The sequence below is a fragment of the Paenibacillus sp. ISL-20 genome (genome assembly GCF_018613005.1).
Classification (GTDB): domain Bacteria; phylum Bacillota; class Bacilli; order Paenibacillales; family Paenibacillaceae; genus Paenibacillus_AQ.
In genome coordinates, this window is the sequence record NZ_JAGGRD010000036.1 from 259,498 (window position 1) to 274,440 (window position 14,943).

Genomic DNA, 14,943 nt, shown 5'->3' on the forward strand with positions numbered 1-14,943 from the left:
ATAAAAGCCCGCATGGGCTTTTTTTAGGTTAAATGCGTAATTATACTGCTGCGAGGCTGCTGGGAGATTATAAACATGAAATGGTTGGAGCAGTACCCTAAGGAAGTAAGAGGTTTTCTTGTTGCAAGTCTCGTTGCCTCTGCAGGCGGGTCCTTGATGTGGCCGCTGACAACGATGTATGTATTTGATGAACTGGGACGCAGCATGAAGGATGCAGGCTTTGTCATTCTGATTCAGTCCATGGGGGGGATCTTCGGTCAACTCCTTGGTGGCGCGCTGTACCACCGGGTCGGGGTGAAAAAGCTCATTGTGGGCTCGCTGCTGCTGAATGCCCTCGGGTTGTTCACCCTTCCATTCATTAATGGACTATGGGGTTTGTTCATCGCGATGATGGGTTTCATCGGATTCTGTAACGCGGTGTCGATGCCGGCCATTCAGGCATTTATCGGCTTCCGGTTTGCCGATCGGCGGGGAGAATTGTTTAATGTCATTTATGTCGCGAATAATATCGGTGTAGCCTTGGGAACAGCTATGAGCGGTTTCCTGGCGGAGATATCCTATCATTTAAGCTTTGTCTTAAACGGGGTCACGTCCTTCGGATTTGCGATTTTCTTCTTGTCCTACCTGACGAAGCTGGGTGGAACGGACGTATCGCAAGGGGCTCATCATCCGCAGCCTAAGAATCCGCTGCCAGCAGGCCCCGGGGCTTGGGCATTGCTCGGGAACACCCGAATCTACCTCTTTATGGGATTGGGTTCCCTGTTCCTGTGGTTCGGGAATTCCATCTGGAATACAGGGGTGTCTCCATTCATCATCTCGGAGGGAATGTCCAAGACAGCTTACGGCTATTTATGGACGCTGAACGGGATCCTGATTTTTGCCGCGCAGCCGCTCACGAATGCCATCAAGCGCTGGGCGGCCCGCACAGAGAGTAGTCAGATGACGGTAAGCGCGTTGTTCTATCTGGCAGCTTATGTCGTTATCGTGACGGTGCACAGTTATCCGGGCATGATCTTCGCGATGGTGCTGGCTACATTGGGTGAAATGCTGATTTCTCCTGCGATCCCGGCTTTTATCTCGGAGCGTGCAGGACAAGCCGCACCGTTCTATATCGGCGTGACAGGCGGCATGGGAGCCGCAGGCCGGGTGATTGGGCCTTATGCGATGGGAACGATGTATGACGGCGGCGGGCTGACGCCGGTGGCATGGTTGGCAGCAGGTGTTGCCGTGCTGTCATTCCTGTCATTTGCGGTACATGGCCGGCTTAGTAAGGGCATCCCGCTGCATCATGACGGTCATGACAAGGATGCAGGTCACCTTAAAGCTTAACTCAGGTTTTAAAAGTTGTAATAATTTCAAGATATAGGAATAAGCATTGGGCATCCTTCGAAGCCTGATGCTTTTTTTGTCTATGGTTCAAGGCTTACACCCATTGTCAAAGAAACGCCTTACAAAAAAAATAAAAAGGATATTGAAATCGCTCTCAGGGGGAGCTATAATGAACTTGTCGAAACGTTTCAAAAGTGAATGCGTTTTTTGAAGTTATCAAGCAAGCAAGCTATGTATTAAGAATACGCAAGAGCATGTTTATCCCAAGGATAACCATGAAAAGGTGCTTTATAGGGGGAATGAAGAGACAGTAGGATTATAGAAATAACTTTTATCCGGCGTCTTTATTTTTTTGAATAAAATCGAAACGTTTCGAAGTAAGTGCTTTCAATTAGGTTTTGTATTACGTTTCGCATGGTGGTAAACATTAAAAACGGGGTGAATGTAGAATGAGAAAAAAATCAATATTGTGGACGTTGGCAGCATTACTGATGTTCTCCGTCGTATTAGCCGGATGCTCGGGCGGGTCTGAGAAAGCAGACGGAGGCAGCAAAGGCAGCGAGGGCAAGAAAGAGCTGAAAGTTTGGTTGATGGGTGACACAACAGATGAAACTCTGATTAAGGCATATGAAGAGAAGAACCCAGGCGTTAAAGTAAGCGTTCAATTGATTCCTTGGGGCAGCGCGCATGACAAGCTGCTAACAGCGGTTGCATCCAAAAGCGGCCCTGACGTCGTTCAAATGGGAACAACCTGGATTCCGGAATTTGCTCAGGCTGGAGCTTTGCTCGATCTGACGCCTTATCTTGAACAGTATCCAAACTTGAAGCAAGAAAACTATTTTGACGGTGCTGTGCAAACCATGAGTTATGATGACAAGGTTGTCAGCATCCCATGGTATGTGGAAACGCGCGTACTGTTCTACCGTACGGACATTCTGGCTGAAGTAGGCTATCCGGAAGGTCCTAAGACTTGGGATGAAATGAAGGATGCCGGTAAGAAGCTGGCAGCTAGAGGGGACGGCAATTACGCAATCACCATCGATGCTAAAGATATGAACTATCTGTCCATGTTTGCTTGGCAGAATGGAAGCGATATGATCGATGCGAACCGGGCACCTCATTTTAACGAGCCGGAATTCATGGGAGCCATGGAATACCTGAAGAGCTTCTACGACACGGGTATGACGCCGCTTACCAGTGATTTGGATCTGTTTGCCGCATTTAAAGACGGACAATTCCCGATGTTTATCAGCGGTCCTTGGATGATTCAAGGCGTTAAAGACAAGGCGCCTGAGATTGAAGGCAAATGGGCTACGACAACACTTCCAGCTAAAGAAAACAATGCATCGTTCCTCGGCGGAGCGAACATGTCGGTATTCAATACAACCGAAAATGCAGATGAAGCCGTTAAATTCATCTCCTTCATGAGTGAAAAAGAATCGCAGCTGACCAACTATGATGTGGCCAAAAACCTGCCTGCTGTTAAGAGTGCATGGGAAGACCAACGCTTTGAAGATCCGATTTTTGCTACCTTTGGTAAACAGCTCGAAAGCGCTAAGCCTGTTCCGTTCATTAAGGAGTGGGATGCTGTCTCCAAAGAAGCCATTGCTGCTTTTGAGAAAATTACCCTTGGCGGAGCTGACATCAAAGCAGAAATGGATCTTTTGAATAAGAAAGCTACTGAAATTCTAAACAAAAAATAAGAGTGCGTCTTCACGCAGCCTGGCTTGTTTCTTCGAAGGATGAAACAAGCCTGACTGCTTCCAAAGAGCGTTATTCTTGTATTGAGAAACCCACACTTGCAGGAGGTGAATGACATTGCAGAACTTTATCAAGCGCTTTAATCAATATAAGTATCCTTATATGTTTATTGCGCCCGCACTGGTGCTGCTTCTGACGTTCTCAATCATTCCGATCATCATTGCGCTTGTCATCAGCTTCACGGATATTGACCTTGCTGGTCTCGCTAATTATTCAAACATTGAAGGCGTTGGCTTCGATAATTTTATGAATGTATTTAAAGATCCGGTCTTTCTGAAATCCATGTTTAACACCATGTTCTATGTTATTATCGGAGTTCCGCTTGTCGTAATGCTTGCCATGGGCGCTGCATTGCTGCTTAACTATGGTACGGGATTGTTGTTTAAAACATTCCGCGTCGTGTATTATATGCCTTCCATTACGAATATTGTGGCGGTCGCGGTTGTTTGGGGTTACTTGTATAACAGCCATTACGGCCTCTTTAACCATATATTGTCCTGGTTCGGAGTTCCGGCTCAGCAGTGGCTGACAGATCCGGCACTAGCCAAGCTATCGCTGATTCTGCTGGCCGTATGGAAATCCATCGGACTCAACATGATCATTTTCCTGGCTGCGCTGCAGGGTATTCCACGCTCCTATTATGAAGCTGCGGAAATTGATGGAGCGAGCAAATGGAAGAAGCTTCTATATATTACGGTACCGCTGCTTAGCTTTGCGACCTTCTTTGTCACCATTACGACATTGATCGGCTGGATTCAGTTCTTCGAAGAGCCGCTGGTTATGACCAAGGGCGGCCCACTCAATTCAACGATGTCGATGGCTCTCTTTATTTATAACAATGGCTTCCAGCTTAGCAATTTTGGTTATGCGGCTGCAGGATCGTTTGTGCTCTTCATCATCATTATCGCTGTAACGGTCGTACAATTCGCAGTCAAGAGAAAAGATGTCGAATATTAAGGTTCAGGTTCAAGCGATGTTCCTTATCGTAACTGAAGGAGGCTCAGGGTATGGCAGCTAAAAGAATTGAGAAAACAGTCATGACGGTGCTGCTCATTGCAGGGGGACTGCTGATGATGATCCCATTTATCTGGATGATCACGTCCTCATTCAAGCCGGAAAATGAATTTACGGCGGTTCCGCCAACGTTATTACCGAAAGAATTTACGGTTAAAAATTATGTGGATTTATTTACGAAGCTGGACTTTATCGTATACCTGAAAAATACGCTTATCATTGTGTTCTGGTCTTTTGTCGGTCTGTTCCTCAATGCGCTTGCAGGATATGCATTCGCTAAATACGAGTTTCCTGGCAATAAGAAGCTTTTCTATCTCGTGCTGGCAACGATGATGATTCCGGGACAGGTTACCATGATTCCGGTCTATCTGCTGATTAATGCCATGGGATTGACTAACACGATGGCGGGTATTGTGCTGCCTGGCCTGGTCGGAGCATTCGGTATTTTCCTCTTCCGTCAGTTTATGTCCACGATCCCGACGGATCTGATTGAAGCATCAAGGCTGGATGGAGCGGGAGAGCTGCGGATCTTCTTCCAGTTGATCGTTCCCATCACGAAGCCCGTATTTGCTGTGCAGGGAATCTTGGCGTTCATTGGCGCCTGGAACAGTTTCTTGTGGCCTCTCATTATGGCAAACGATCAAAAGCTTTATACGCTTTCGGTGGGTCTGCAGCTTCTGAAAGGGCAGCATGGATCTGATTTTGGCCTCCAGATGGCAGGCGCTGCATTTATGGTTGTTCCGATTATTATCGTATTTTCTTTCTTCCAAAAACATATTATTGAAGGATATACGATCTCTGGCATGAAATAAGATAGATAGAGTTTTTAAGTAGTAGAAGGGGCGTAAGGAAATGGCAACGATAAAGGATGTGGCAAAGCTCGCTGGAGTCGCCTTGTCGACGGCTTCATACGCGTTAAGCGGCGACAGCAGAGTGAGTTCCAAGACAAGATCAAAGGTGCTCGATGCAGCAAGGCAGTTGAATTATCGGAAGAACGGATTTGCCATGGATTTGAAGCGGAGCCGCACCAAGACAATAGCTCTTATTCTGACGGATCTATCCGGCCCTTATTATTCCGAGCTGATCCGAAGTGTGCAGGAAGTCGCTTTAACCAATGGATATGATCTGATCGCCTGCAGTTCGATAGGGGGCAGAGATTCAACGGCGGTTAAATTTTTGAGAGAGAAAAGGGCAGACGGTGCCATCATACTTGCACCTAATATCCGGGATGAAGTTCTGATCGAGACCTCGGGTCCCCAATTTCCGATCGTCGTGATGGATCGTCCATTGTGCAGCGAATACCTGGTGAATGTGCTGGTTGATGGGGAACAAGGAGGGTATACGGCTACCCGTTATCTGCTTGAGAACGGTCATCGGCATGTAGCATACATCAGCGGTTCATCGGATTCGTACGATAATCATTTGCGTTATCAGGGGTATTTACGGGCACTTGCCGAGGCGGGGCTGGAGGAACAGTCGAAATGGCGTCTCAGCGGCAACTTCGTGCGCGAGGGTGGTTACAATGCGACCAAGATGATGATCATGCAGGGGGCGCTCCCGTCGGCCATATTCTACGGCAACGACGAGATGGCCATCGGAGGATTGAAGGCTTTTGAGGAGAGTGGCATATCGGTGCCTGATGATGTATCCGTCATCGGATATGACGATATTCAATTAGCCGAATACGTGAATCCGCCGCTAACCACCATCAAGCAGCCCAAGAGCGAGGCGGGATCGCTTGCAGCCCATTTGCTGTTTCAGATATTGGGCGGTGAATCCGTGAAGCAGTCTTATATGCTGACGACTGAAATGATGGAACGGGCATCTGCAGGGAAGAGCAAAGTAGAGAATTAATAGACCGGATTGGAGATGAGGAACTTGGCATGGATCACGTGTGATTTTTATTCCGAAACACTGAAACTGTCTACCGGCATCGAGGTTTTTATACCGCAAGCCGCTTTGATGCCGTACGGTTCTTCTTCGAAACTGCCGGTGCTTTATTTGCTTCACGGCCGAGGAGCGGATCAGACAGAATGGATGCGCAGATCGTCCATCGAACGATACGCCGAGAATAAAGGCATTGCGCTCGTGATGCCGGGCGTCGGACGAAGCTATTATATGGACATGGCAAACGGCTTGCCTTACTTTACCTTCCTGAGCGAGGAGCTTCCAGAGCTCGTTCCATCGTTTTTTCCGGTGTCCGGACGAAGGGAAGATACCTTTGTCGCCGGAATTTCGATGGGGGGTTACGGAGCGTTCAAGCTGGCCATGAGTTATCCGGATCGATATGCGGCGGGTGCAAGCCTGTCGGGTGGGCTGGATCTTGTCAGTCGTGCTGCAGGGCCGGGCTTTCAGGAGCAAGAAATTCGAACCCTCTTTGGCCGTGTCGATAGATTACGGGGGAGCCGGGACGATTTGTTGTTTTTGGCCACGGAATTCGCGGCATATACAGGCGACAAACCGATGTTGTATCAGTGTTGTGGGACCGAAGACTTTTTGTATAACGATAACCAAACCTTTAGACGATATGCGGACAGCCTGGGGCTTCACATCACCTATGAGGAAGAACCCGGTGGTCATGAATGGGGATATTGGGACCGTAAAATTCAGCGTGTGCTGGATTGGCTGCCTCTGCCCTGATTTTTTTTCGTCCGCATGTATAGAAACGTTTCGATTATATGCACGAATAAGCGCTAGTTTCCTTGTTTTTTAGAAGGTTAATTTTTAAGTAAAAACGCTTATAAAATATATGATTTTCGGGAAAATATGGATCGCTTCGGGGGAAATCAAAACGTTTCGAATCGACTATGAAGTGAACAGCAATAACAAAGGAGGATGGGAAATGGCAGATCAACAACTACTTTCTCTGGTAGAGCAGATGACGCTGGAGGAAAAAATTGCGCAGCTTATACAACTGGCCGTCCCTTTTTTCGAAGGCGCTCAGGAATCGGGGCAGATTACAGGACCGATGGAGTCGCTTGGCATCACCGATGAGATCGTAAGTAATGCCGGCTCCGTGCTGGGTTTGGCGGGTGCGGAGGAAGTGATAGCCGTACAAGAAGCACATTTGCGCAAGAATCGATTGAAAATTCCGCTGCTGATCATGGCCGATATCGTTCACGGCTTTAAAACGATCTTTCCGGTGCCGCTTGCCATGGGGAGCTCTTGGGACCCTAGCCTAGCGGAGCGGAGTGCGGAAATCGCCGCCCGTGAAGCGTCGGTATCCGGCCTGCATGTGACATTTGCGCCGATGGTAGACCTGGTGCGCGACCCCCGCTGGGGACGCGTGATGGAGTCGACTGGCGAAGACCCTTACTTAAACAGTGAATTTGCCAGAGCCTTTGTCAGAGGTTTCCAAGGGGATGATCTAAGCGGCGATCTCAACCGGCTGGCAGCTTGCGTGAAGCACTTTGCCGCATATGGAGCAGGCGAAGGCGGCCGCGATTACAACACGGTGGACATGTCCGAGCGTCAGCTGCGGGAATATTACCTGCCTGCGTACAAGGCTGCGCTGGATGAGGGTGTTGAGATGGTCATGACTGCCTTTAATACTGTGGATGGCTTACCGGCTACGGGCAATAAGCGGTTGATGCGTGATGTGCTGCGCCGCGAATGGGGTTTTGACGGCGTGCTGATCTCCGACTGGGGTGCGGTCAAAGAGCTGATTCCTCACGGGGTAGCGGAGGACGAGGCGGAGGCAGCGTTAAGAGCCGTCGAAGCGGGCGTGGACATCGAGATGATGACTTCCAGTTATGTTCATCATTTACCGGACATGGTACGAGAAGGCAGGGTAGACGAGAGCCTGATCGATGAAGCGGTGCTGCGCATTCTGTCATTGAAAAAGCGCCTTGGACTGTTCGAGCGCCCTGTACGGGGAGCCGATCCGCAGGCGGAACGGGAGATTGTGTTCTGCGAAGAACACCGTCAGGCGGCCCGGGAGGCTGCGGCGAAATCATGCGTTCTATTGAAAAACAACTCGCTGCTGCCGCTGCGCGGTGAGCAGCGTGTGGCATTGATCGGCCCGTTCGCTGCCAGCGCCGATATTCTTGGGCCATGGTCGTGGACAGGCTCCAAGGAAGATGCGGTAACCCTGGAACAGGGACTGCGCTCCAAGCTATCTTCCGGTGCCCTCACGGTAGCTGAGGGCTGTAATGTGAACGCCATGACCGGGCAGCAGCTGGATGAGGCGATGAAGGCGGCGAAGGAAGCCAACGTGATCGTGCTTGCGCTGGGCGAGGATTCCGAGATGAGCGGCGAAGCCGGCAGCCGTGCGCTTATAACCCTGCCGGAGCCGCAGCTCGAGCTGATTCGGCATTTGAAAACGCTGGAGAAGCCGATGGTTGCCGTATTGTTCAACGGTCGTCCGCTGGATCTGCACGGCGTGCTGGATGAGGTCGATGCCGTGCTGGAAGCCTGGTTCCCGGGAAGTGAAGGCGGAGCTGCCGTAGCTGCCCTGCTTATGGGCGAGGCGAATCCTTCCGGACGTCTCAGCATGTCGTTCCCTTATTCCGTTGGGCAGGTGCCGGTATACTATAACCATTTTAATACCGGCCGTCCGAAGGATGCGCCCGATGCGCAGGTACGCTATGTATCGCAATATTTGGACATTCCGAATGAGCCGCTGCTTCCGTTTGGATTCGGCCTCAGTTATACGGATTTCCTCTATGGGAGCATGAGCCTGTCGGCGGAAGAGATGTCCCCGGATCAACCTCTTGAAATCACGGTTTCGGTAACGAATGCTGGCGATATGGCCGGTGAAGAAGTTGTCCAGCTGTACGTCCGGGACCGATCCGGTGAGGTCGTTAGACCCATCAAGGAGCTGAAAGCTTTCCGCAAGGTGCTGCTGCAGCCGGGCGAACGCCAGGAAATCACCTTTACGCTGACCGAAGAACAGCTGCGTTATCATCATTCGGATCTGTCATTCACCAGCGATGCGGGTGAGTTCGACGTCATGGTCGGAAAGAACAGCCGGGATACGGAGACAAGACGTTTTCGGCTTCGGAAATAACACGACTAACATCATTTATGCAGAATAGGAAGTGAAACTTGTGACAGCCAATCATGTAATGCACGATGCAAAAGTTGTACTACAGGCGGGAGAATTGACGTTTTCCTTTTTGCCTAGCGGTGATCTTTATCAAGCCACTTACGGCACGACGATGATCAATCAGCTACTCGCCAATCCGATTGATGGCGCCCTTAACAATTTGTTTCTGAGAATCCATACGGAAAGCGGCATTCAGGCTGTTCCTATGCTCGGGGTACACTCCAACAGCGTGGTCACTCATACGGGTAGCCGGATGATGTGGGAAGGCAGCGTCAAGGGAGTAGATTATAAGGTTCTGTTTACCCCCACGGATACCGGCGCGTGGTTCTGGGACATTCAGCTCCAGGGGGAAGGAATTCTAGCTGATGTCGTGTATGGACAGGATATCGGCATCGCCCATCCGGGCGCCGTTCGAACCAATGAAGCTTATTTGTCCCAATACATCGACCATGCTGTGTTCCAGCAGGAAGATCTGGGGTATGTTGTGTGCTCCCGTCAAAATCAGCCGCAGGGAGATGTATTCCCCTATCTTCAACAAGGAGCGCTGACTTCTGCAGTTGGGTATGCAACGGATGGCTTTCAGTTTTTTGGCCTTTCCTATAAAGAGACGAATCAGGCGGAGGCTTTATCCAAGGAGAGCCTGCCGAATGAGGTATATCAATACGAGTTTGCCTATACGGCCCTGCAGTCCCCTCGCGTAACGCTTAGTGGCACGACCCGGTTCATATTTTACGGCTTGTTTAAAGAGAATCATCCGGATGCAGTCACAACGCTGGAATTCCAGGATGAGCTTCAGGCTGCATGGCAGCAGGTTGAAGCGTCCCGCTTGACGGAGTCAGGCAATCCGCTGCCTCGGATCGAGCGATCCAATCGCTTCGGGGAGCCTCTGCGCACATTGCCGCTGACGGAAGACGAGTTGAACGCTTTGTACCCTGTACGCCGCCAAGAGGAGCGTGACGGGGAAGAACTGCTCTCGTTCTTCACGGATACTTATGAGCATATCGTCATGAAGGAGAAGGAGCTTCGCGTAGAGCGTCCGCATGGACATATCTTGATGAGTGGCAACAATGTGAAGCTGGGCAGTCCTGTCATTACGACAACCTCTTACATGTATGGTGTGTTTAATTCCCAGCTGGTAACGGGGAACACAAACTTCAACAAAATGATGAGTCATGCGCGAAATGCACTGAACGTGCCTAAGACATCCGGTCAGCGGATTTATGTGGAAATGGACGGCGAGTATCGTCTCCTGACGATGCCATCCGTGTTCGAGATCGGCTTTAACTATGTGCGGTGGTACTATAGGACCGAAGGCGACATGCTGATCATCACCAACTTCACGTCTGCTGCGGCATCGGAGGTTACGCTTCAAGTCCGTTCCGAGAGCGGAAGGGCTTATCGTTATCTGGTCACTATGCAGATCACGATGGATGTCAACGAATACGAAGTGCCTTATCATATGGTTCAGGAAGACGGTATTCTGACGTTCCGTGCCGATTCGTCTTCACTCAGTGCTTCTGTGTACACAGATTTGCATTATCGTCTTGGCGTGACGGGAGCCGATATGCAGGTTAAGGATGAAACTTGTCTGGCAAGCAACACCGCGTCTGGCAGTGCTTCCTTAACAGTACTTGAGCTTGGCAAGAGTGCGGAATGGACCATGACCGTACAAGGCAGCCTTGATGCAGCGAACGCTCCGCTCGCGGTGCGGGAAGCCGATGAAGAGATTGCAAGCTACCGCTCATTCTATGCTTCCGTCATGAACGGGTTCCATCTGAGTCTGCAGAATGGACAGGAAGATGGCTTGTTCAAGGTGAATGCGCTCGCCTGGTGGTATACGCATAACATGCTCGTTCACTATTCGGTACCGCATGGTCTGGAACAATACGGCGGCGCGGCGTGGGGAACGCGCGATGTGTGCCAAGGGCCTGTTGAATATTTCATGGCTACGCATAAATACGAGCAGGTACGCGATATCCTGCTAGAGGTATATTCCCACCAGTATGAGGATGACGGGAATTGGCCGCAGTGGTTCATGTTTGATCAATATGCCCATATTCAGCAGGAAGAGAGCCACGGCGATATTATCGTATGGCCGCTTAAGGTGCTGGGCGATTACTTGGCCGTCACACATGATTACAGCATATTGGATTCGGTTGTTCCTTACACCAGAAAGCACAGCCTCGATTTTACGGAGCAGACGTACACCGTGCTTGAGCATGTGAAGAAGCAAATGGCCTATATTCAAAATCATTTCCTTCATGACACTTATCTGTCTTCTTATGGAGACGGGGACTGGGATGATACGCTTCAGCCGGCGAACGCGCAGCTGAAGCAGTTCATGGTCAGCAGCTGGACGGTAGCTTTGACCTATCAGACCTTGAACCAGTTCTCCCGCGTTATGGAGCGTGTGGACCAAGCGATGTCCGATGCGATAGGGGACCTCGCGGAAGGAATCCAGCAGGATTTCAACACGTATATTCTGAATTCTGAAGTGATTCCCGGCTTTGTCTATATGGAGAGCAAAGAGCAGAGCAAATTCCTGCTGCATCCGTCCGATCAGGAAACGGGAATCCAGTACCGCCTTCTTCCGATGACGCGCAGCATGATTAGCGAGCTGCTGACGCCGGAGCAGGCAGCAAGCCATTATGAGATCATCCGTGAGCAGCTGTTCTGTCCGGACGGCGTGAGATTGATGAACTGTCCAGCCGTATATGACGGGGGCGTTAGCACGCACTTTAAGCGGGCGGAGCAGGCGGCGAATTTTGGCCGGGAGGTTGGCCTTCAATATGTGCATGCGCACATCCGTTATGTCGAGGCGATGGCAAAACTCGGCAAGAGCAGTGAGGTTTGGAGCGGGCTTGAGCGTATTAACCCGATCGGCATTACCGAGGTTGTGCCAAATGCGGAGCTGCGTCAGAGCAATGCGTATTTCAGCAGCTCGGACGGGAAGTTCAACACGCGCTATGAAGCGCAGGAATCGTTTGATGCGCTGCGGAGCGGACGCGTGCCTGTCAAAGGCGGATGGCGGATTTATTCCAGCGGCCCGGGGATCTACATGAACCAACTGATTTCCAATGCGCTTGGCATTCGCGAAGCGGGAGGAGACCTGGTGATTGATCCGGTCCTGCCGAAGACGCTGGATGGCCTGGAGTTCCAATTCAATTATGCAGGGAAGGCGGTAACGTTCATTTATCACATGGATCGCGCCGAGCGGACCCGTATCACGATTAACGGGCAGGATGTGGCAGCGGATGCCATCCGGAACCGATACCGTACAGGCTGCGTTTGTATTGCAGGTGCGGATTTCAAACGATTGGCCGGAGAGGGCGACACCGGCTGTGTCGTGGATATTTACGCCTCTATTCATGAACAATAAATCTTGACCCGTGAAACTCGTCTGCAAGAAGGCCAACTGGTCTGATATAATAGAGGGAATGGTTATCAAAGTGAGGGATGGCGATGAAGACCCGGCAAGAGACATTGACCATCCGGTTCTCCGAGATGAAAGATGCTGCTGCACTCATGGAACTCGACGAACTGGTATGGGATCGCAACACGGCCCCTGCCCCATTGGAGTGGACCACAAGAGAACATTATCTTCTGCATTGTCCGCCAGGCACACAGCTCGTGGCGCTGCATGAGGGAGAACTGTGCGGCTACATCGGATTCCGGTCGCCCACAAGCCTTCACAGTAATCGTCATGTGCTGGAGCTGAACATAGCGGTTCACCCTGCCTATCAACGGCAGGGCATCGGACAGCGGTTGATCGAGGCCGTGAAGGATATGGCGCGCGTGGAAGGCATTTCGAAGCTGAGGCTGCGGGTGCTGTCCAGCAATCCGGGCGCACTCTCTTTTTACAGGAACTGCGGGTTTCAGGAAGAGGGCAGGCTGATTCAGGAGTTCTACGTGGATGGACGTTACGTCGATGATATCTTAATGTGTTGCTTCTTATCATGATCACATCATGATATCCCTCTAGGCCGGTTAACGGGCAGCAGAGAGATGGAGTCACAGGGTTGAACAGTCCGGCAGCTTGCCGGGCTGTTTTTTTCGTCACTTAAATGGCTTCTGGACAAGGGTACACGCTATTGCATATAGTAGATGAAAAGAAAAGAAGGCGGAGGTTATTTTCCATGACCATGGGCATTGTATCGCTGAATGTGGGAAAGCCTGTAACGGTTGATTACCAGGGAAAGGACCTGTCTACCGGAATTTATAAGCAGCCTGTGGAAGGTCCCTTGTTCCTAAGTGCATTGAATTTCGAAGGGGATGGTCAGGCCGATCTCGTCAATCACGGCGGTGAGGATAAGGCGGTGTGCGCGTACCCCTCTGAGCATTATCCTTATTGGGAACGCTCCTTGGGCAAGCAGATGGAGTATGCTGCATTTGGCGAAAACCTGACGCTGCGGGGGATGCTGGAGGATCAGGTCTGCATCGGGGATGTATACCGGATAGGCGACGCGGTGGTGCAGGTCAGCCAGCCCCGGTATCCCTGCTTTAAGCTGTCGCAAAAGCATGGCGCTAAAGATATGCCGGCAAGAGTATTGAATACGGGCTACAGCGGGTTTTACTTTCGAGTCCTGGTGGAAGGGAATGTCCGCGCGGATTCCGCGGTCGCTCAGCTTGAATCTCAGCCTTCCGGCATAACGGTGCTGGACGTGCTCCAGATGATGAAGGATGGACGGAAGGATGAACGCGGGTTGTCCCGCATGCTGGAGATCGATGTGCTGTCAGCCAGCCTGAAGAAGCAATTCAGCAAATGGCTGGAGACCCTGCGGGACAACCAGGAGTGAGACGGGGGCTCCCAGCCAGGCCAGGCCCTCGCCTTGAACACATAGACAGCAAAAACCGGCTTATGTCCTTATCGCAGGATACAAGCCGGTTTTATTTCGGGTTACCTCATCCGCTTCCATTCGCTCTGAATCATGCCGTAGACCGCGTGGTTGACATACCCTTGAGGCAGCTTCTCGGCTTCCCTTATGACTCCCTCCAGCACAAATCCCAGCCGTTCCGGAATGGCCCGGCTGCGATGGTTCGCCGTTGCACAGCGGATCTCCACTCGGTTCAGGCCCATTCGCATCAGCGCGTGATCCGTGAACGCCCGGCATGCGCTTGTCATCAGGCCTTGCCCTGTAAAATGCTGATCCAGCCAATATCCGATGCTGACGGAGCGGTTGCTCCAATCAATCTCATGGAATGAGATGGTGCCCGCCAGCTCCTCGCGGACCCAGATGCCGGCCGAGAAGCCGCCATTCTCGGCCGCTTGCTTCATGGCGCCTTTGATATAATTGACGGTATCGTTGACCTCGGTTACGGCATCCACCCATGGGAGCCACTTGCGGAGACGGTCCCGCGACCGGTCGGTAATCTCGAACATCGCCCGGGCATGCTCTATGGCAAGGGGGCGTAATTCAACATGGTCATCTAATGTGTATCCAAACATATGGTATCTCCTTTGTTCTCCATCGTGAAGTGTATGTAGCTTTAACGAGTCCGCTTCACTTTTTGCTCTAATGCGTAAATATCTTCTTCAAGGGAAATCATACGCTGATTGACCACTGTTCTGCAGTCGCTGAGCGCTTGATTGTATAGATGCGGCCCTAAGGTCTCCATGAAAAAATCAAGAACCCCTTCCGCGGCCAGATGGCCGAGGGTTTCGCCGCGCTCTGTTTCAAAGTATTCCTGAACCAGTTCAACCAGTTGTTCGCGTTGTTCTTTGGGAAATTTGCTAGGTTTCATAAGATGATTGCAGGCCTCCTTCCATCGTTGTTTTTCTCTCCATGCTACCC

Annotated in this window: 12 protein-coding genes; 10 read left to right on the forward strand and 2 right to left on the reverse strand. The window is 51.0% G+C overall.

Annotated elements, in window-relative coordinates; translation table 11 throughout:
- Window positions 1–75: 75 nt before the first annotated feature.
- The 10 genes from J7E85_RS22015 to J7E85_RS22060 all read left to right on the forward strand — a co-directional run bounded on the left by J7E85_RS22015 (window position 76) and on the right by J7E85_RS22060 (window position 13,947).
- Window positions 76–1,329: an MFS transporter gene (locus J7E85_RS22015; protein ID WP_215161526.1), complete on the forward strand. Its 1,254-nt coding sequence runs from the start codon at window positions 76–78 to the stop codon at window positions 1,327–1,329.
- A gap of 449 nt (window positions 1,330–1,778) precedes the next feature.
- On the forward strand, window positions 1,779–3,032 hold the full coding sequence (locus tag J7E85_RS22020; RefSeq protein ID WP_215161528.1) for a sugar ABC transporter substrate-binding protein: 1,254 nt from the start codon (window positions 1,779–1,781) through the stop codon (window positions 3,030–3,032).
- A gap of 109 nt (window positions 3,033–3,141) precedes the next feature.
- Window positions 3,142–4,047, forward strand: a complete 906-nt coding sequence (locus J7E85_RS22025) for a carbohydrate ABC transporter permease (protein ID WP_076323943.1) — start codon at window positions 3,142–3,144, stop codon at window positions 4,045–4,047.
- Between the two features lie 50 nt (window positions 4,048–4,097).
- Window positions 4,098–4,916, forward strand: a complete 819-nt coding sequence (locus J7E85_RS22030) for a carbohydrate ABC transporter permease (RefSeq protein ID WP_098749258.1) — start codon at window positions 4,098–4,100, stop codon at window positions 4,914–4,916.
- A gap of 40 nt (window positions 4,917–4,956) precedes the next feature.
- Complete coding sequence (locus J7E85_RS22035; RefSeq protein ID WP_215161530.1) at window positions 4,957–5,958, forward strand: LacI family DNA-binding transcriptional regulator; 1,002 nt, start codon at window positions 4,957–4,959, stop codon at window positions 5,956–5,958.
- Between the two features lie 24 nt (window positions 5,959–5,982).
- Window positions 5,983–6,744, forward strand: a complete 762-nt coding sequence (locus J7E85_RS22040; protein ID WP_215161532.1) for an alpha/beta hydrolase — start codon at window positions 5,983–5,985, stop codon at window positions 6,742–6,744.
- A gap of 202 nt (window positions 6,745–6,946) precedes the next feature.
- Window positions 6,947–9,112 carry a glycoside hydrolase family 3 N-terminal domain-containing protein gene (locus J7E85_RS22045; RefSeq protein WP_215161534.1) on the forward strand — a complete coding sequence of 722 codons (2,166 nt, stop codon included), beginning with the start codon at window positions 6,947–6,949 and terminating at the stop codon, window positions 9,110–9,112.
- A 40-nt stretch (window positions 9,113–9,152) separates the two neighbouring features.
- Window positions 9,153–12,530, forward strand: coding sequence for a GH36-type glycosyl hydrolase domain-containing protein (locus tag J7E85_RS22050; RefSeq protein ID WP_353049545.1), 3,378 nt, complete (start codon window positions 9,153–9,155; stop codon window positions 12,528–12,530).
- An 83-nt stretch (window positions 12,531–12,613) separates the two neighbouring features.
- Window positions 12,614–13,111 carry a GNAT family N-acetyltransferase gene (locus J7E85_RS22055; protein ID WP_215161536.1) on the forward strand — a complete coding sequence of 166 codons (498 nt, stop codon included), beginning with the start codon at window positions 12,614–12,616 and terminating at the stop codon, window positions 13,109–13,111.
- 176 nt (window positions 13,112–13,287) lie between these two features.
- Window positions 13,288–13,947: an MOSC domain-containing protein gene (locus J7E85_RS22060; RefSeq protein ID WP_215161538.1), complete on the forward strand. Its 660-nt coding sequence runs from the start codon at window positions 13,288–13,290 to the stop codon at window positions 13,945–13,947.
- A gap of 101 nt (window positions 13,948–14,048) precedes the next feature.
- Here J7E85_RS22060 and J7E85_RS22065 read toward each other — a convergent pair whose 3' ends face one another.
- Entirely contained in the window at window positions 14,049–14,597 is a 549-nt protein-coding gene (locus J7E85_RS22065; RefSeq protein ID WP_076323950.1) for a GNAT family N-acetyltransferase, read from the reverse strand.
- Between the two features lie 41 nt (window positions 14,598–14,638).
- Window positions 14,639–14,893 (reverse strand): DUF2164 domain-containing protein, encoded by a 255-nt coding sequence (locus J7E85_RS22070; RefSeq protein WP_213647051.1) that lies wholly within the window; start codon window positions 14,891–14,893, stop codon window positions 14,639–14,641.
- Window positions 14,894–14,943 lie beyond the last annotated feature (50 nt).

Coding starts and splice junctions, on each gene's coding strand:
- J7E85_RS22035 (WP_215161530.1), top strand. CDS start 4,957: ATGGCAACGATAAAGGATGTGGCAAAGCTCGCTGGAGTCGCCTTGTCG.
- J7E85_RS22025 (WP_076323943.1), top strand. CDS start 3,142: ATGACATTGCAGAACTTTATCAAGCGCTTTAATCAATATAAGTATCCT.
- J7E85_RS22045 (WP_215161534.1), top strand. CDS start 6,947: ATGGCAGATCAACAACTACTTTCTCTGGTAGAGCAGATGACGCTGGAG.
- J7E85_RS22015 (WP_215161526.1), top strand. CDS start 76: ATGAAATGGTTGGAGCAGTACCCTAAGGAAGTAAGAGGTTTTCTTGTT.
- J7E85_RS22065 (WP_076323950.1), bottom strand. CDS start 14,597: ATGTTTGGATACACATTAGATGACCATGTTGAATTACGCCCCCTTGCC.
- J7E85_RS22070 (WP_213647051.1), bottom strand. CDS start 14,893: ATGAAACCTAGCAAATTTCCCAAAGAACAACGCGAACAACTGGTTGAA.
- J7E85_RS22060 (WP_215161538.1), top strand. CDS start 13,288: ATGACCATGGGCATTGTATCGCTGAATGTGGGAAAGCCTGTAACGGTT.
- J7E85_RS22020 (WP_215161528.1), top strand. CDS start 1,779: ATGAGAAAAAAATCAATATTGTGGACGTTGGCAGCATTACTGATGTTC.
- J7E85_RS22055 (WP_215161536.1), top strand. CDS start 12,614: ATGAAGACCCGGCAAGAGACATTGACCATCCGGTTCTCCGAGATGAAA.
- J7E85_RS22030 (WP_098749258.1), top strand. CDS start 4,098: ATGGCAGCTAAAAGAATTGAGAAAACAGTCATGACGGTGCTGCTCATT.